The sequence below is a fragment of the Bacillus sp. 0909A genome (assembly GCF_036765115.1).
Taxonomy (GTDB): domain Bacteria; phylum Bacillota; class Bacilli; order Bacillales; family Bacillaceae; genus Bacillus; species Bacillus mojavensis.
This window is the reverse complement of record NZ_JBAIZU010000006.1, coordinates 167,173-182,851: the sequence shown is the minus strand read 5'-3', so window position 1 is coordinate 182,851 and position 15,679 is coordinate 167,173. Positions and strand designations below refer to the sequence as shown.

Annotated in this window: 15 protein-coding genes; 12 read left to right on the top strand and 3 right to left on the bottom strand. The window is 40.3% G+C overall.

Features of this window, described 5'->3' with window-relative positions:
* Positions 1-111: 111 nt before the first annotated feature.
* Positions 112-1,914 (top strand): glutamine--fructose-6-phosphate transaminase (isomerizing), encoded by a 1,803-nt coding sequence (glmS, locus tag V6D42_RS18450; RefSeq protein ID WP_010332818.1) that lies wholly within the window; start codon positions 112-114, stop codon positions 1,912-1,914.
* A gap of 46 nt (positions 1,915-1,960) precedes the next feature.
* Complete coding sequence (locus V6D42_RS18445; protein WP_442893258.1) at positions 1,961-2,155, top strand: hypothetical protein; 195 nt, start codon at positions 1,961-1,963, stop codon at positions 2,153-2,155.
* Positions 2,156-2,224: 69 nt separating this feature from the next.
* Here the strand turns inward: V6D42_RS18445 and alkA are convergent, their stop codons facing one another.
* Positions 2,225-3,136, bottom strand: coding sequence for a DNA-3-methyladenine glycosidase II (alkA, locus tag V6D42_RS18440; RefSeq protein WP_333514204.1), 912 nt, complete (start codon positions 3,134-3,136; stop codon positions 2,225-2,227).
* A 284-nt stretch (positions 3,137-3,420) separates the two neighbouring features.
* Between alkA and V6D42_RS18435 the strand changes: the two genes are divergently transcribed.
* The 10 genes from V6D42_RS18435 to V6D42_RS18390 all read left to right on the top strand — a co-directional run bounded on the left by V6D42_RS18435 (position 3,421) and on the right by V6D42_RS18390 (position 13,628).
* Positions 3,421-4,059, top strand: a complete 639-nt coding sequence (locus V6D42_RS18435; RefSeq protein WP_333514203.1) for a bifunctional transcriptional activator/DNA repair enzyme AdaA — start codon at positions 3,421-3,423, stop codon at positions 4,057-4,059.
* Complete coding sequence (gene adaB / locus V6D42_RS18430; protein ID WP_333514202.1) at positions 4,043-4,576, top strand: methylated-DNA--[protein]-cysteine S-methyltransferase; 534 nt, start codon at positions 4,043-4,045, stop codon at positions 4,574-4,576. Before V6D42_RS18435 ends, adaB begins: the two co-directional genes overlap by 17 nt.
* A gap of 693 nt (positions 4,577-5,269) precedes the next feature.
* Positions 5,270-6,787 carry an NADH dehydrogenase subunit 5 gene (locus V6D42_RS18425; RefSeq protein WP_333514201.1) on the top strand — a complete coding sequence of 506 codons (1,518 nt, stop codon included), beginning with the start codon at positions 5,270-5,272 and terminating at the stop codon, positions 6,785-6,787.
* Between the two features lie 14 nt (positions 6,788-6,801).
* Positions 6,802-9,417: a DUF2309 domain-containing protein gene (locus tag V6D42_RS18420; RefSeq protein WP_333514200.1), complete on the top strand. Its 2,616-nt coding sequence runs from the start codon at positions 6,802-6,804 to the stop codon at positions 9,415-9,417.
* Positions 9,418-9,494: 77 nt separating this feature from the next.
* The gene (locus V6D42_RS18415; protein WP_333514199.1) at positions 9,495-10,022 is read left to right on the top strand and encodes a carbonic anhydrase; all 528 of its coding nucleotides are present in this window, start codon (positions 9,495-9,497) and stop codon (positions 10,020-10,022) included.
* Between the two features lie 62 nt (positions 10,023-10,084).
* Entirely contained in the window at positions 10,085-10,375 is a 291-nt protein-coding gene (locus tag V6D42_RS18410; protein ID WP_333514198.1) for a DUF6407 family protein, read from the top strand.
* A gap of 56 nt (positions 10,376-10,431) precedes the next feature.
* A complete protein-coding gene (locus V6D42_RS18405; RefSeq protein ID WP_333514197.1) occupies positions 10,432-10,794 on the top strand; it encodes a DUF2294 domain-containing protein in 363 nt (120 codons plus the stop codon).
* Positions 10,795-11,448: 654 nt separating this feature from the next.
* Entirely contained in the window at positions 11,449-11,751 is a 303-nt protein-coding gene (locus V6D42_RS18400; protein WP_003234907.1) for an ArsR/SmtB family transcription factor, read from the top strand.
* Positions 11,752-11,878: 127 nt separating this feature from the next.
* Positions 11,879-13,051, top strand: coding sequence for an MFS transporter (locus tag V6D42_RS18395; RefSeq protein WP_333514196.1), 1,173 nt, complete (start codon positions 11,879-11,881; stop codon positions 13,049-13,051).
* Positions 13,052-13,286: 235 nt separating this feature from the next.
* The gene (locus V6D42_RS18390) at positions 13,287-13,628 is read left to right on the top strand and encodes a hypothetical protein (RefSeq protein ID WP_333514195.1); all 342 of its coding nucleotides are present in this window, start codon (positions 13,287-13,289) and stop codon (positions 13,626-13,628) included.
* A 146-nt stretch (positions 13,629-13,774) separates the two neighbouring features.
* Here the strand turns inward: V6D42_RS18390 and V6D42_RS18385 are convergent, their stop codons facing one another.
* Complete coding sequence (locus tag V6D42_RS18385; RefSeq protein WP_333514194.1) at positions 13,775-14,773, bottom strand: serine hydrolase domain-containing protein; 999 nt, start codon at positions 14,771-14,773, stop codon at positions 13,775-13,777.
* A 5-nt stretch (positions 14,774-14,778) separates the two neighbouring features.
* Positions 14,779-15,609 (bottom strand): MerR family transcriptional regulator, encoded by an 831-nt coding sequence (locus V6D42_RS18380; protein ID WP_333514193.1) that lies wholly within the window; start codon positions 15,607-15,609, stop codon positions 14,779-14,781.
* Positions 15,610-15,679: the final 70 nt, after the last annotated feature.

Below are 15,679 nucleotides of genomic sequence, written 5' to 3'. Positions count from 1 at the left end.
ACAAAGGGAAATCACATGATCTTCCATAAAACATGTAGGAGGGGACGATTGAAAGTCCCCTTGAAAAATGACTTTCTTCGTCTCCTTTTACAATCTTAGGAGGAAGAAATTATGTGTGGAATCGTAGGTTATATCGGTCAGCTTGATGCGAAGGAAATTTTGCTGAAAGGATTAGAGAAGCTTGAGTACCGCGGCTATGACTCTGCGGGTATCGCAGTTGCCAACGAACAGGGGATCCATGTGTTTAAAGAAAAAGGACGCATTGCCGATCTTCGTGAGGTTGTGGATGCCAATGTTGGAGCAAAAGCAGGAATTGGCCATACTCGCTGGGCAACACATGGCGAACCAAGCTATCTAAACGCTCACCCGCATCAAAGCGCACTGGGCCGCTTTACACTTGTTCATAACGGCGTGATAGAAAACTACGTTCAGCTAAAACAGGACTTTTTACAAGATGTAGAGCTCAAAAGTGACACCGATACAGAGGTAGTCGTTCAGGTAATCGAGCAATTTGTCAACGGAGGACTTGATACAGAGGAAGCGTTCCGCAAAACACTTACACTGTTAAAAGGCTCTTATGCAATTGCTTTATTCGATAACGACAACAGAGAAACGATTTTTGTAGCGAAAAACAAAAGCCCTCTATTAGTTGGACTTGGAGATACATTCAACGTCGTGGCGTCTGATGCGATGGCAATGCTTCAAGTCACAAACGAATATGTAGAGCTGATGGATAAAGAAATGGTTATCGTCACTGATGATCAAGTTGTCATCAAAAACCTTGATGGCGACGTTATTTCACGTGCGTCTTATATCGCTGAGCTGGATGCCAGTGATATCGAAAAAGGCACGTACCCTCACTACATGTTGAAAGAAACGGATGAGCAGCCAGTTGTCATGCGCAAAATCATCCAAACGTATCAAGATGAAAACGGCAAACTGTCTGTGCCTGGCGATATCGCTGAGGCTGTAGCGGAAGCGGACCGCATCTATATCATTGGCTGCGGAACGAGCTACCATGCAGGACTTGTCGGTAAACAATATATTGAAATGTGGGCAAACGTGCCGGTTGAAGTGCATGTAGCGAGTGAATTCTCTTACAACATGCCGCTTCTGTCTAAGAAACCGCTCTTTATTTTCCTTTCTCAAAGCGGAGAAACAGCTGACAGCCGCGCGGTTCTTGTTCAAGTCAAAGCACTCGGACACAAAGCGCTGACGATCACAAATGTACCGGGATCAACGCTTTCCCGTGAAGCTGACTATACATTGCTGCTTCATGCAGGCCCTGAAATCGCTGTTGCGTCAACAAAAGCATATACAGCACAAATCGCAGTTCTTGCGGTTCTTGCATCTGTAGCTGCTGACAAAAACGGCATTGATATCGGATTTGATCTTGTAAAAGAACTTGGTATCGCAGCAAACGCAATGGAAGCCCTTTGCGACCAGAAAGACGAAATGGAAATGATCGCCCGTGAATACCTGACTGTATCCAGAAACGCTTTCTTCATCGGACGCGGACTCGACTACTTCGTATGTGTCGAAGGCGCACTGAAGCTGAAAGAGATTTCTTACATCCAGGCAGAAGGCTTTGCCGGCGGCGAACTGAAGCACGGCACGATTGCCTTGATCGAACAAGGTACACCAGTATTCGCACTGGCAACACAAGAGCACGTAAACCTAAGCATCCGCGGAAACGTCAAAGAAGTTGCCGCTCGCGGAGCCAATACATGCATCATCTCACTGAAAGGCCTAGACGATGCGGATGACAGATTCGTACTGCCGGAAGTAAACCCAGCGCTTGCTCCGTTGGTATCTGTTGTTCCATTGCAGCTGATCGCTTACTATGCTGCACTGCATCGCGGCTGTGATGTTGATAAGCCGCGTAACCTTGCGAAGAGTGTTACTGTGGAGTAATAAATGTTTAACCCCTTTGGATATGATTGTCTAAAGGGGTGTTTTTATGTCCAAAAGAAAAGTGGAAAAATGGATTAAAGAAGGTCGTGGTACAGGAACAGGAATAGACTATCGGCCATGGCCCAAGATTCAATATGTTTCCTCATTAGCTCGGTCAGCAAGATTAAAAGACATTACGGTTTTTTATTCAAAATTAATAAAGGGCAAGGAATTCATGAAGTCGCACGTACAATTAAAATGAAAGAGGAGTTATTGAATGAGAATTTAAAGTTCATTCTATTGAGTATATTCCGGTTTAAGGTATAATTATTCAGTAAAGGACACGCCATAAATAAAAGGTAGCGTATGATTCCCATTTTTTCCATGGTAACGATATTTCTAAGATTTCATCTTTCGTAGGTTTTCGGTTCATATTACGTAATAATTTAATCGAATTCATAAGTCCCACATCATCGATTGGAAAAGCTGTCTGGAACCTAAGACAGCGCATTAGAACATAATTGGCTGTCCAAGGGCCGATTCCTCGTATTTTAATTAAGTTTTTTTCAGCATCTTTAACGTTCATTTTCATGAGTTTTTCCCTCGATAATTCTCCACTTTCCATTAATCTGGCAATTCCAATGATATATTCACTTTTTTTTACCGTCATTTTAATATCTGCTAGGTCGGTAGGTGTTAACCGTGCAATTCGTTCGTACGGTGGGAACACCCAATACTTTTTACCATTCCATTCGATAGAATCGCCAAATCCTTCTACAAATTGCTTCTTTAAGGAGTACGCGAAGGCTAAGTTAATTTGTTGCCCTAAAACGCCCCAACATAAAGCCTCAAATAAATCGGGAATGCCGATAACGCGTAATCCATAAAATTTTCGGGCAGGCATTTTAAGTAATGGATCTGCTTTTGCCATTTCATAAAATGGTGTTAAATTGTTATCTAGATCAAACCATTCATGAATATATTTTACAATCTCTTCCCGTTTCCACTTTTCAATAGGTCTAGAATCGTTTAGGAATTGAACAACCATTTGTTTATTATTGATTACGCTTACCTGTACTAAGGAGCGAATTTCCCCTATGGCAATCACTTTTGTAATGATATCGTTCTCTATTTCATACATACATTCATTTTTTTCCCTAGTTAGATAATCTAGGTTAGCATTCATGTCGAAATCTTCAGGTAATGTAATGACAATAACGTCATTGACTTCATGCCATATCACTTATTCATTCTCCTTATCTTAAATGATTATAAGAAAACTCACACTGATTGAAATTTTACTTTATCACATAATAAGCTTTACTCATTTTGTTATCTTGCTATTACATTCTAACCACCTTATTTTTTTCTATTTATGAGGTTATAGTGTAGTTATCAAGAATGCTAAACGGGAGTAGATAAAAAATGGCCCAAGATATAAAAAACACGTGTCGAATATTTAAATTGGGATTAAATTTAAAATGAATTAGATGAGTAGGGAGTATATTGTAAGGAGAGGTGAGATAAATGCCGGATAGTATCAATAACGGACATAAAGAGAGCCATGATCATAGAATTTCGAATGATGTAGAAATAATAACAGATGAACAGTGGCAAGCAATTATAAATAATGATGCAGCGTACAATAATCAATTTTTATATGCTGTAAAGTCGACAGGGATATTCTGTAAACCATCCTGTAAATCTCGCGTTCCGAAAAAAGAGAATGTATGCATCTTTCCAAACGCAGAACAAGCTCTCCGCGCAAATTTTCGCCCTTGTAAACGTTGCAAGCCCACTAATGAAAATCTGCCCGATAGCGAGTGGGTTGATTTCATTACTGAATACATTGATAAAAATTTCACAGAAAAATTAACTCTAGAATCGTTAGCAAATATTTGTCATGGGAGTCCGTATCATATGCATCGAACATTTAAAAAGATTAAAGGCATAACGGTGGTTGAGTATATACAACAAGTTAGAGTACACGCGGCTAAAAAGTATTTGATTCAAACAAATAAAGCGATTGGGGATATCGCCATATGTGTGGGTATGGCCAACGCGTCTTATTTTATTACCTTATTTAAAAAGAAAACTGGACAGACACCAGCACAATTTCGTCAAATGAGTAAAGTGGAGGAAACATACATTGGAAACAAAGAGTAAACCAACCCTTTATTGGTCTTTACTAATGTTTAAGAATTGGAATTTGTATATTGCTTCAACGTCAAAGGGGCTTGTGTTTGTAGGTTCACAGAACAAACCATTCGAGGAATTGTTCGAATGGGCTAAGAAACGCTTTCCAGGAAGTCCTCTTGTTGAAGATGATGAAAAGCTTGATCCCTATGTCGTTGAAATTACTCAGTATCTAGAAGGGAACCGGAAAAACTTTACTGTTCCAATTGAGTACGCAGGTACGACATTTCAGCTAGCAGTCTGGAATGCACTTTGTGAAATCCCTTATGGACAAACGAAATCCTATTCCGACATTGCAAATGATATAAATAAACCAGCAGCTGTTCGAGCTGTAGGCGCGGCTATTGGGGCTAATCCGGTATTAATTACTGTACCATGCCATCGTGTAATAGGAAAGAATGGCTCATTAACTGGCTATCGGGGTGGATTTGAAATGAAGAAACTGCTCCTCGATCTGGAAAAGCAAGCTTCATCTAGCAATGAGTAATAAAATGAGTTTTAATGTAAGAACAGTTACTATGCTTTTTAAAACCAGGAGTTATGTAAATGTCGTAGTTCATTTAAACCAGCGATGCAGAAGCTACCATCATTTCATGGGTTAATAGAATGGTAGATATGATGAGCCTTGGTTAAATGTTCAGGATGTATCTTCAGAGGGAAGGAAGGGTTTGATACGTCATTCTCTGTATTCCAACAGCTTGACAACTTTTAAAATTTAGCATATCTTATATGTAACTTAATAATCGGCGCAGATGTTGATTTTCGTTTGTTAAAATAATTAGGACTTTAGCATCCTTTTAATATTTATTTTTAATCTTGACTGGATGAAAAAGTATCTAATAAACAAAGAAGAGAAACATAAATCGTTTGATTTTATAATTAAAGGACGAAATAAAGGTTTTAACGATGACTTCTTTAGAGGAAGTTAAAACATAGCATAAAGTAAAATGACCCATAATAAGGTAGCACTTCAAAAAACTTCGCAAAAGTTAGTTGAAGTGAAGCCGACAATTTTCAAGATTCAATGATCTAGCATAATCATTGAAATTTTGAAGTTGTCGGCTTTTTTTGTTGGGAAAAAATGGAGATAGATAAAAATTGTATTAAATAATAGAAAAAAATGATCTGATTTAAAGGTCTTTTGAACAAATAACGAGATCTAAAAAAGGGAGAAGTTAGAATGTTAGTTTCGCTGAGCTTATCATCATTATTAACATTATTTTTTATTACACTTATTGCTTCTGGGATAAGTGGACTATTGTTTTTACATCCACGCGTACCCTTGAGTTATGTCCGCATTCATATTGGTATCTTGGCTTTACCGCCTTTGGTTTCCTTAGTGAATCTTGCCAAAAAGAGTGTGGAAGGAAATGTTGGCCCTTGGCACTTCGATTCCTTAGCTTGGTTAATGACTTTCTTTGTTTTGACAATTGGTTTAATCATTCAGCGTTTTTCTGTACGTTACTTAATGGGAGACCGATCTTATCGAAAATATTTTACGCTGTTTACTTTCACTACAGGTGCTGCTTCAATTGCATGGTTAAGTGGTGATCTCCGCTTGATGGTTCTATTTTGGGGAGCCACTCTTGTCGGTTTAACCCTGCTTATCAGGCTGAACAGTGCTTGGCAAGTGGCCAGTGAAGCAGCCAAGGTTTCTGGTCGCTTATTTTTGGTAAGTTGGTTTTCTTTGTGTTTCGCGATGGTTTGGCTTTTTCAAGTTACAGGTCAATGGCAGTTATCATTGGTTTTAACAAATGAAAGCTTATCTCAATTTGGGGCATGGGAGAGAACAGGGATTAATCTATTGATTGTATTAGCAGTGATGAGTCCTGCGGCTCAATGGCCATTCCAAAGATGGTTAATTGAGTCTATTGTTGCTCCAACTCCTGTTTCTGCGATTATGCACGCAGGTTTAGTAAATGCAGGCGGAATCATACTGGCTCGATTTTCTCCTTTATTTAATGGAGGTATAGCTTCGATTATTTTACTTATGCTTGCTAGCATCTCAGTATTGATTGGAACTGGCATTAGTTTAGTCCAGGTTGATTATAAACGCCAGTTAGTAGGCTCCACGATTGCACAAATGGGGTTTATGCTCATTCAGTGTGCATTAGGAGCCTATATCGCAGCCATTATTCATCTTATGTTACATGGCTTATTCAAAGCTACGTTGTTTTTACAGGCTGGTTCGGCAGTACGGCGTCATGAAGTATCAGCTCGTGCTAATAAAGGAACATCCTATTTATGGATCATAGCTGGTCGGATTTTATCCTTAGGTATAGGCGTTGCTTTTTGGCTCGCTGCTCCTGGAGAGGGGTATCAATTCATTAGTGCGCTGATCTTAGGGTGGTCATTGTCCGTTTCTTGGACTCAGCTTGTAGCTTTTGGAGAGGGAAGAATGGGTCGAATTGCCGGCTTAACATGTTTAGGAGGAGCAGCCTTTGTATATTTTATCATTCATAACCTCTTCTATAAGTGGCTGCATACAAGCGTTTTTCAAAGTGTTCAACCTCCAATGTCAGCTGTCATCATTGTCGTATGTCTCTTACTATTTGGCAGTGCTTTAGGTACTTGGGTTGCTCGTCATCGTTCTTCAGTTTTCTCCGCGGTAATCTATCTTTGGTTAGTGCGATTAGGTGAAGCAAAACCAAAGTCAGTAGAGAGTCACCCGGACTACCTTAAACAATATTTATCATAAGGAGCTAATCAGAGATGGGCATTACATCCGTATTAACGAAAGAAAATGTAAAAAACAAAGATACAGATATTGATGTTCAACAGTGTGATATTCAGGTTTTAATTACATCTGCCAGCCGAGTCATTGCGCCACTTTGGCCTATTTCTACATTTGCTGCACGTAATCCGTGGATGGGACTTGAAAACCAACCTTTTGATCAGGTTGCAAGTTGGTTGAAAAACACACGCGATGTTGATATATACCCTAGTGCGTCTATGATCCGTTCAGCAAAGAATAAAGGTGAGATTGATGAAGATTTTGTGGAAATGGGGCTGCAGCGTTGGCTTGATTCACACTCCTTTCACATCCCAAGGGACGTGGCAGAGCGATTTTGTCATGCTGGATTAAAATTAGAACCACTGCCTTCCAATCTTTTATCATCACGTAAGCTGGAGCAATTGGTGAATGAATGCAGTGGATTGGATCATATCGAGAATGTTTTTATGCAGCCAATCAGTTCGTATATAGAGAATCAGGATGGTGAAAGGTTAGTCAATATACTGGATCACCATGTTATTAAGTGGTCTAAATTATATCTTGATGACTCTCAAGCAGGTTGGACAATGCCAAATCGTGAGGAAGGTTTCTATCGTGCCTGGCAGCAGCTCATTCAGTATGATCCAGCACTTAGTAAAAAGCAGCGTGAAAGGTTAAAAGGTTGGCCGCAAGAGGCACATTTGGCTTTACAAAAAGCGTTATTCGCGCTAGAAATCCCCGAATCAGAAATCCAGCGTTATCTTGAAGGTCATTTACTTTCCTTACCTGGATGGGCAGGGATGATGCTTTGGCGCTCTCAACAATCGAGCCATGAACATGCACTCCTAACAGAATATTTAGCAGTTCGAATATCCATGGAGTGGGCCCTTATAAAGCCATATTTACCTTTCACTACTAAACGATCTGAGAAAAATGTTTCGATTACTCCCCTTTTAGCAGCTTGGATTCACTGGGGGGGGCTTACAGTAGAGGAATGGTCACAGATGTCGGCAGATGAACAAAACGAATATTTATCATTTGCCTACAGCTTTGATGAGAAACTTCGCAGGAAACTTTGGTTAGAAGCTTGGGAACAAACATACACTGATCGATTAAGCCAGAAGATTATCTCGAAGCAACGTGAAACCAACGGTAAAAAATCTGCGTTAGCTCAATTAGCATTCTGCATCGATGTCCGATCAGAACCTTTTCGTCGTCAGCTAGAAAAAGAAGGGCCATTTGAAACGATTGGTATGGCTGGTTTCTTCGGGGTGCCGATTGCGACTTGTGAACTTGGCAGTCAACACAGTCATGCCTCCTTGCCGATTATACAAAAACCACAACATAAAGTTAAAGAGTTCGTAGATGAAGATGTGCTCGAAAAATACAACCAACGAACGCAAGCGGTTCATTCTTTAAGCCATACATTTAAAACGATGAAGCAGAATGTACTTACGAGCTTGCTACTGCCTGAGCTAAGTGGACCTTGGCTTACTCTACAAATGGCAGCCCGTAGCTTTGTGCCAAGAAAGGCGGGTCGTTTCATTCGTCATCTCCGTGAGGCTTGGATGCGCAAACCTGATACAAAACTCTCGCTTCATTATGATGCTACAGAGGCAGAAATACCTTTGGGTTTTACCGATGAAGAAAAAGTAAACTATGCTCGCCAAGCATTAAAAATGATGGGGTTAACAGAGAAAATCGCCCCATTGGTCGTGATTTGCGGACATGGCAGCCAAAGCACCAATAACCCTTATGCCGCTGCTCTTGATTGTGGTGCCTGCGGTGGAGCGGCCGGTGGATTCAATGCAAGAGTTTTAGCTGCTTTATGTAATCTTTCAGAGGTACGAGAAGCTCTTTTAGCTGAAGGAATGAAAATCCCTGAGGATACGGTTTTTGCTGCTGCTGAACATAATACAACGGTGGATGAATTACACTGGCTTTATGTACCAGAGCTTTCCGAAGCTGCACAGGAAGCATTTGACCATATCGAAGCTATTATGCCGAAAGTGAGACATAACGTAAATGCAGAACGTCTGGCCCAATTACCGAATGTCCAATCAAAGCTTAAAAACCCGAAGGCTGAGGCACACCGATTTGCGGAAGATTGGAGTGAGATACGTCCGGAATGGGGACTGGCTCGTAATGCCGCTTTTATTATCGGCCAACGTGAACTCACTCAGGATTGTGATTTGGAAGGAAGAGCCTTTCTTCATAATTATGATTGGAAGCAGGATGAAAACGGTGAACTCCTAGCAAATATTATTGCAGGACCTGGAACTGTGGCCCAATGGATTAATTTACAATATTACGCATCAACAGTAGCACCTCATTATTATGGCAGCGGAAATAAAGCAACTCAAACCGTTACTGCAGGCCTCGGAGTTATGCAGGGGAATGCAAGTGACTTGTTAGCGGGACTGCCTTGGCAATCCGTTATGCAATCAGATCATGAGGCTTATCATTCCCCTCTTCGTTTGTTGATTGTCATCCAAGCACCTAGACAGCATGTAGAACGGTTATTAAATAATGACCCAGTATTTCAGCAGAAAGTTCAAAATGGATGGGTTCGACTGGCTAGTATTGATCCAGAAGGATGTTGGGAAAGCTGGTAATTATGAATGTAAAACAGTTATCAAACGGATTTGGGACTCAATATAAAAATAACAAACATGTAGAAGAGGTGTGCTATATGAATGTAAATCAGAATAAAAAAGTATTATTTTTGACGGACATGGAAAACGGTTTGGAGCCTATTTTACAAGAAGTGACTAACACTCCAGCAGAAAATATGCTGACTATACAAAGCTATGGTGCTGCTATCTCACATCCTTATGGAGAAATCATGAGGTCTGTTATTTTTGCGATTTACCAGGAAGATGTTGAGGAGGTCTTTGTAGTAGGAACCAAAGATAAGCGTACTTCAACAGGTTATGGACTCACTCAACTTGAAACAATGAAAGATAAAATACAAACATTGGATTATCTCTTTCAACATTGCAAGCCTGAATTTTTAGGCGATACGGTCGATGAGTGGCTAAATGAAAATAGCAGTGGCACGATTGAAAAAAGTGTTGATATCATTCGCCAACATCCACTTGTGCCGTCATATGTTAAAGTTAGAGGTTTAATTGTTGATCATAAGGATGGGGAATCCTCAATTGTGGAGGTTCCTTCTAGTAAAACAGGTCAAGCCTTACCTGATCATTGCTTGTCATGATGGAGTGAAGTGGTCAGCTTCTACACCCATATATGGGAGAAAGCAGTTCTAAGGAGAATGTAATGGGCGCTAATTTATCTGATTTTGTCAAGAGAACAATAGAGGAAATGAGTCAGTTTGATCGTGATAATGTGGAATGCATGAAAAAAGTAATTAGAAAAGCAATTGATTTTTATCATTTAAAATCTTATGAAGAAGTTGAGGAAACCCATCTAAGGAGCATTCGTATTTTGCATGTACACTCTATGATGGAAGAAAATATGTTATCCAAAATGATAGTGGTCTTAAGAAACGGTAAGACTGATTTGGATATTGAAGGTGTATATGAAGGACATGTTGTAAGAGAATATTAATGAGACGAACTCACAAATAGAATATGCTGATTATTTTGCCAGGAGATGTTTTATATATGAAGAAATCGAAGGGTTCTTATGAATCAGAGATCAGTAAGTCCATTACGCAATGGGAGAAGGATTATCTTGGGCGCGGGTCTGTGTCTGTTAAGACTGATATATTGCGGGATATGATCATTGTTAATTTAAAGGGAATTTTAACACCAGCTGAATATACAGTTTGTGGATCAAAAGAGGGTATGTTATCTATCAAACAAACTCGTTCGGAGCTAGTTGAATCAGGGATAGAAGGTCTAAAGGATATCATCCTAACGATAACTGGAGAAGAAGTGAAAAGTTTTCATACTGATTTAAGCTCTCGGACAGGTGAGCGAGTGATGGTATTTAAATTAAGTAATGATCTGGAGAAAAAATTATAATCTAAAGAATTAAAATGTCTTATTAAACACTGCTGCTCAAAAATGTCTGCGATTACTAGTAGAGCTAAGTAGAGATCTGACACATTATAGTTATTTTTACTGCCGCTTCTTTTATACTACAGTTCTTGAATCATTGATGATTTCAATTCTAAACTTAAGCGGATGTAAAGAGATATTAATTCATAACACACTGTCTTGTTGTTCCTGAAGATTCAATGGTTCATTTCGGAAAAGATCTAACATCCGCTTTCTGTTACGAGCGGATGTTTTTTTACAGTCTATGAATGCATCACGGTTGAGATGTTGATAAGCCTCGTAACTTTGCAAAGAGTGTAAGATGTTTAACCCCTTTGGCTATTTTAGTCAAAGGGGTTTTTAGTATAGTTATTTGATTTAAGTTAGAGGAGGCCTGACTACAATTAACAAAGTCACTGCCGGGTTCCCCAATAAGAGTACAATGACATGATTATGAGGCCAATGATAAATTTAAGCGGGGAAAAAAGTCTTGAGTTTTTGATTATGCTGTCTTCAGTTCCTTTTCATGAATTAGCCAGAAATAAACCCTTAAGGATGAATATCTAAAAAAGAAGCCAGGCATCAAAAATTTTAAATAAACGGATTGACATATCGAAATATAACGATATAATAATCGATATGGAACCAATTGAAGTATTCAAAGCCTTATCAAATGAATCAAGGCTGCAAATTTTGCAATGGCTGAAGGAACCTGATCGTCATTTTGCACCCCATGAAGGGATTGATATGAATACAATCGGGGTATGTGTCAGTCAAATAACAGACAAATTGAAAATGACGCAATCGACGGCTTCCCAATATCTCACCATCCTTTTAAGAGCCGGCCTAATTAAGGCGGAACGAATCGGAAAGTACACGTATTACAAAAGAGATGAAGAAGCCATTGGGAAACTTGCTGACTTTCTTAAAACAGAGATATAAAAATAAACATCAAAAAGATGTTTATTTTTACGCCATACATATCGACATATTACGATGTGTTTATTTTTTATGATAACATATCGATAATTCGTGATATGTTTATTAATAATTAAGGAGTGAATGTTTTATGTCTAACACTTGGAAGATTTATATTTTAGCCATTGTCAGCTTTTTAGTTGGAACCTCAGAGTACATCATTTCGGGAATTTTAGATCAAATTGCTCATACTCTCGGGATCACTTTGGCTGCCGCGGGCCAGCTTATTACCATTTTTTCACTTGTATATGCTCTTTCTACACCCGTACTTATGGCATTGACAGCAAGTATGGATAGACGCAGATTGATGATGTATGCTCTTGGTTTGTTTGTGTTCGGCAATATCTTGGCCTTTGTCCTGCCTGGTTATGGATGGTTTATTGCAGCGCGGATCATTATGGCGATGGGAGCAGGTGTTGTTGTTGTCACCGCATTAACGATTGCCGCTAAGATTGCGCCGGAAGGGAAGCAGGGCAGTGCCATCGCTACGGTTGTTATGGGATTTACCGCTTCTTTAATCATTGGTGTTCCGCTTGGAAGAATGATAGCAACAGCATTAGGCTGGAAGTCTGTATTTGGTGCAATTGCTTTGTTGGGAATGATCGCAATGGCCGTTATATTCTTTACTCTTCCGCATACTGAAGGAGATAAGCCCGTACCTTTGCTTCAACAGCTTGCCCTTTTCAAAAAACGGAAAGTGGCGATGGGATTATCAATCACTTTCTTCTGGCTCGGGGGATATTCTGTTGCTTATACCTATTTGTCACCTTATCTCTTGAACATTTCAGGAATAAGCGACAATCTGCTTAGCGGTGTTTTGCTTATATTTGGGATTGCCAGTTTGGTTGGATCAAAGTTTGGGGGATATAGCACCGATAAATGGGGAGTGCCCTTTACACTCGTTGGCGGGATGACATTGCATATCGTCACACTGATTCTGCTGTCACTTGTCACCCATTCCTATGTCGGAGTGTTGGTGATTCTGATATTATGGTCGTTTGCCGCATGGTCTACCGGTCCGACACAGCAATTTCACCTGGCTACAATAGAACCGGAAATGTCAGGTGTTTTGCTTAGCATGAATCAGTCAATGATGCAATTCGCCATGGCAGTCGGCGCAGGAATAGGCGGGGTTTTTGTAGAAAACGTATCATTGGCCTCGATTACTTGGATTGGTGCATTAGGGGTTATGATTGCCATTATTGCATCATTGATGATTTTTCATTCACAACCGAAACAGGCGCTAAAAGATATCAATCAATAATATACTTCTTAAAATTCAATGGGTTCATTTCGAAAGATCTAACATCCGCTCGTAAATACAAGCGGGTGTTTTTTTATAAGCCCAAGTAGAAGGCACACTGAAGCTGAAAGAGATTTTTGCCGACGGAGATCTGAGGTACAGCAATTTATAATATACTAGGAATGGAAATAACGATATGGCGGAAGGGTTCTAACGCTTCTCGCCTGTAAGATCACTACTTTGAGGATGTGTCATCGTGAATCAAAAGACGTACATTGAAATGAGAAGGACATCGCAGTACATCAACAAATTGAGAGAGTATTCAGTGCTAATTGATGGGGCTGAGATGGGAAATATCAAAGATGGAGGGAGGCTGCGAATTGATTTGCCGCCTGGTGAGCATGTTATTCAAGTGAAGATTGCTTGGTGTACAAGCCCAACTTTGAGGTTTACTTTAGCGGAAGGAGAAGTGTTGAAGTTTAGATGCGGAAGTCCGCTTCGAGGATGGAAGTTGCTTTTGGCGCTTTTTTCTGTTTTGAGCCGTCCTGAAAATCATTTGTTTATCGAGCAGGAAGAAGAGAAAAAGGCTTTGTGGTGATTTTATGTTACTACATGGATAAAATATCGCTGAATTCTGTTTTGTGAAAGTTTAATTGACATAAGAAAGAATGGCAGCCTTCTCAATATCGTGCTCCTTAGAGCAGGCTGCCAATAAGGAATTCTCGTTTGTCAATTTTCATAATTTCATTGAGAAACTAAATACTCCTTAATCAATTGCCACCTGTCACGAGCATTCATGATGAACTCCGATGCAATGGCTACAACCAGGTTTTTCTCCGGAACACAGCAAATCACATTCCCGCCATCGCCTAGTGCTGAGTATGAAAAAACACTGTCCTCATCACGCAGCCACCATAGATAGCCGTAGTTATTAGCGTTCATCGCAGTTGATTGGTCAATCCATGATTCAGGAATGATCTGTTGATTGTTCCAAGTACCATGATTCAAATAAAGGCAACCAAACCGAGCCATATCCCGCGGAGTCATCGTAAGCCCCCATCCTCCGGTTGAGTTGCCGTCAGGGTCGTTCACCCAACCCTTCACATGTTTACCGAAAAGGTCATCAAAGCCATATGATTTCATTTCATATTGCGGGATCTCTTTCATGCCGATCGGTTTAAACAGGTGTTCGTTGGCAAACTCGCGGGCGCTTTTGCCCGTACTGCGGGTGATGATGTCTGATAGCAGATGCGCGCCAGCGGTGGAGTATTTAAATGTTCCGATGGTGCCTCCTTGACCCAGCATATCCAGCGTATACATGATCCAGTCTTGCTGCATGCATATCTTGTCGAGCGGTTCGTGCCAGTCTTCAAATGGATAGGGAGCTGTCATTGTGAGAAGATGGCGTAGGGTGATGTCTCGTTTCTGTTTGTCGGAAGTATGGGGTATATATTCCGGGAAAAAGTCGAGAACGTTTTGGTCGATGTTTTTAATGTAGCCTGCATTTATAGCGAGTCCGATTAGGGCGGATATGATGCTTTTCGTTACAGATGCCACATGATGCGTATCTTCCCGTCCATAGCCATGATCATAGCGCTCATAAACGATGCAGCCATTTTTCACAACCACAATACCGTTTATATTGCTGTATTCGGACTTTATCTTAGGACCAAGCTCAGACAGTTTTTCGGCGTCCATCCCCAAGGCTGCCGGGTCTTCAGTTGGCCAGTCGTTTCTTTGCATGACAGTTACCTCTCTTTTTTCTTTATTGGAAAATACACTTCGGTCACAATATCCTCTGGAATGGCGGCATGAAGATGATCAGTTACATACACTTCATAGGGTGATTGCGTTAATTCATAGCCTTTATCTTCGACCCATTCCCTCAGCTTAGCGTATACCGAGGTTAATTCTGCATATGGGCCTTTTAAAACAGACTTTGCGCAAAGGCCTCCGGGCAAATTTCGCGTACCCTTAACAGACTCCTCTATTGGAATCGCAAATTCTGTATCATTGCCGGCGGGGTTGTACTCAGGGCTGTGATAAATTGTCATGGGCGTGCCAAGCAAGGTAAGTTTATCAACAGCAATTTTTTCATATAGCCTGCTAAAATACTTTTCGTATCCTAGGGCATAGTCATGACTGCTCATCATTTTGCGTACATACAGGATGGTTATTGGCTGGGTTTCAGCCAGCACTACTTCTATATCGTCAAGCCATGACATCATTGGTTTGCCTTTCTCTGCACGCAGAATATCGAGGTTCAATTGTGTAAGGGTATATTCATAAGCATTGATCTTTTCCTGTACTTCTTTTCTTTTTCGATGCAGGGCAGAACCAAGCTTTTCTTCAGCCAGATCCTCTTCCAAATCGAGAATGTTTTTGATTTCTTCCAGAGAAAATTGATAGGACTTTAAACGGCTAATCAAGAGCATTTTTTTCAGCTGTCTGATCGAATAATATCGATATCCATTTTCAGGGTTAATGTCTTCGGGGTGGATTAATCCAATTTCATCATAGTATCGCAATGTTTTTGTTGATACTTTGCATATCTTCGAAAATTCACCGATCGATAGCAAGCGATCACCTCCATGCTCCAAATGTACACCTTTCCGTAAGGGCAAAGTCAAATGTGAAAATAAAATTTTC

What these genes read in the sequence shown, in the direction of transcription:
- glmS (WP_010332818.1), top strand. Translation starts at nt 112, where the DNA reads ATGTGTGGAATCGTAGGTTATATCGGTCAGCTTGATGCGAAGGAAATT.
- V6D42_RS18445 (WP_442893258.1), top strand. Translation starts at nt 1,961, where the DNA reads ATGTCCAAAAGAAAAGTGGAAAAATGGATTAAAGAAGGTCGTGGTACA.
- V6D42_RS18435 (WP_333514203.1), top strand. Translation starts at nt 3,421, where the DNA reads ATGCCGGATAGTATCAATAACGGACATAAAGAGAGCCATGATCATAGA.
- V6D42_RS18425 (WP_333514201.1), top strand. Translation starts at nt 5,270, where the DNA reads ATGTTAGTTTCGCTGAGCTTATCATCATTATTAACATTATTTTTTATT.
- V6D42_RS18420 (WP_333514200.1), top strand. Translation starts at nt 6,802, where the DNA reads ATGGGCATTACATCCGTATTAACGAAAGAAAATGTAAAAAACAAAGAT.
- V6D42_RS18415 (WP_333514199.1), top strand. Translation starts at nt 9,495, where the DNA reads ATGAATGTAAATCAGAATAAAAAAGTATTATTTTTGACGGACATGGAA.
- V6D42_RS18410 (WP_333514198.1), top strand. Translation starts at nt 10,085, where the DNA reads ATGGGCGCTAATTTATCTGATTTTGTCAAGAGAACAATAGAGGAAATG.
- V6D42_RS18405 (WP_333514197.1), top strand. Translation starts at nt 10,432, where the DNA reads ATGAAGAAATCGAAGGGTTCTTATGAATCAGAGATCAGTAAGTCCATT.
- V6D42_RS18400 (WP_003234907.1), top strand. Translation starts at nt 11,449, where the DNA reads ATGGAACCAATTGAAGTATTCAAAGCCTTATCAAATGAATCAAGGCTG.
- V6D42_RS18395 (WP_333514196.1), top strand. Translation starts at nt 11,879, where the DNA reads ATGTCTAACACTTGGAAGATTTATATTTTAGCCATTGTCAGCTTTTTA.
- V6D42_RS18385 (WP_333514194.1), bottom strand. Translation starts at nt 14,773, where the DNA reads ATGCAAAGAAACGACTGGCCAACTGAAGACCCGGCAGCCTTGGGGATG.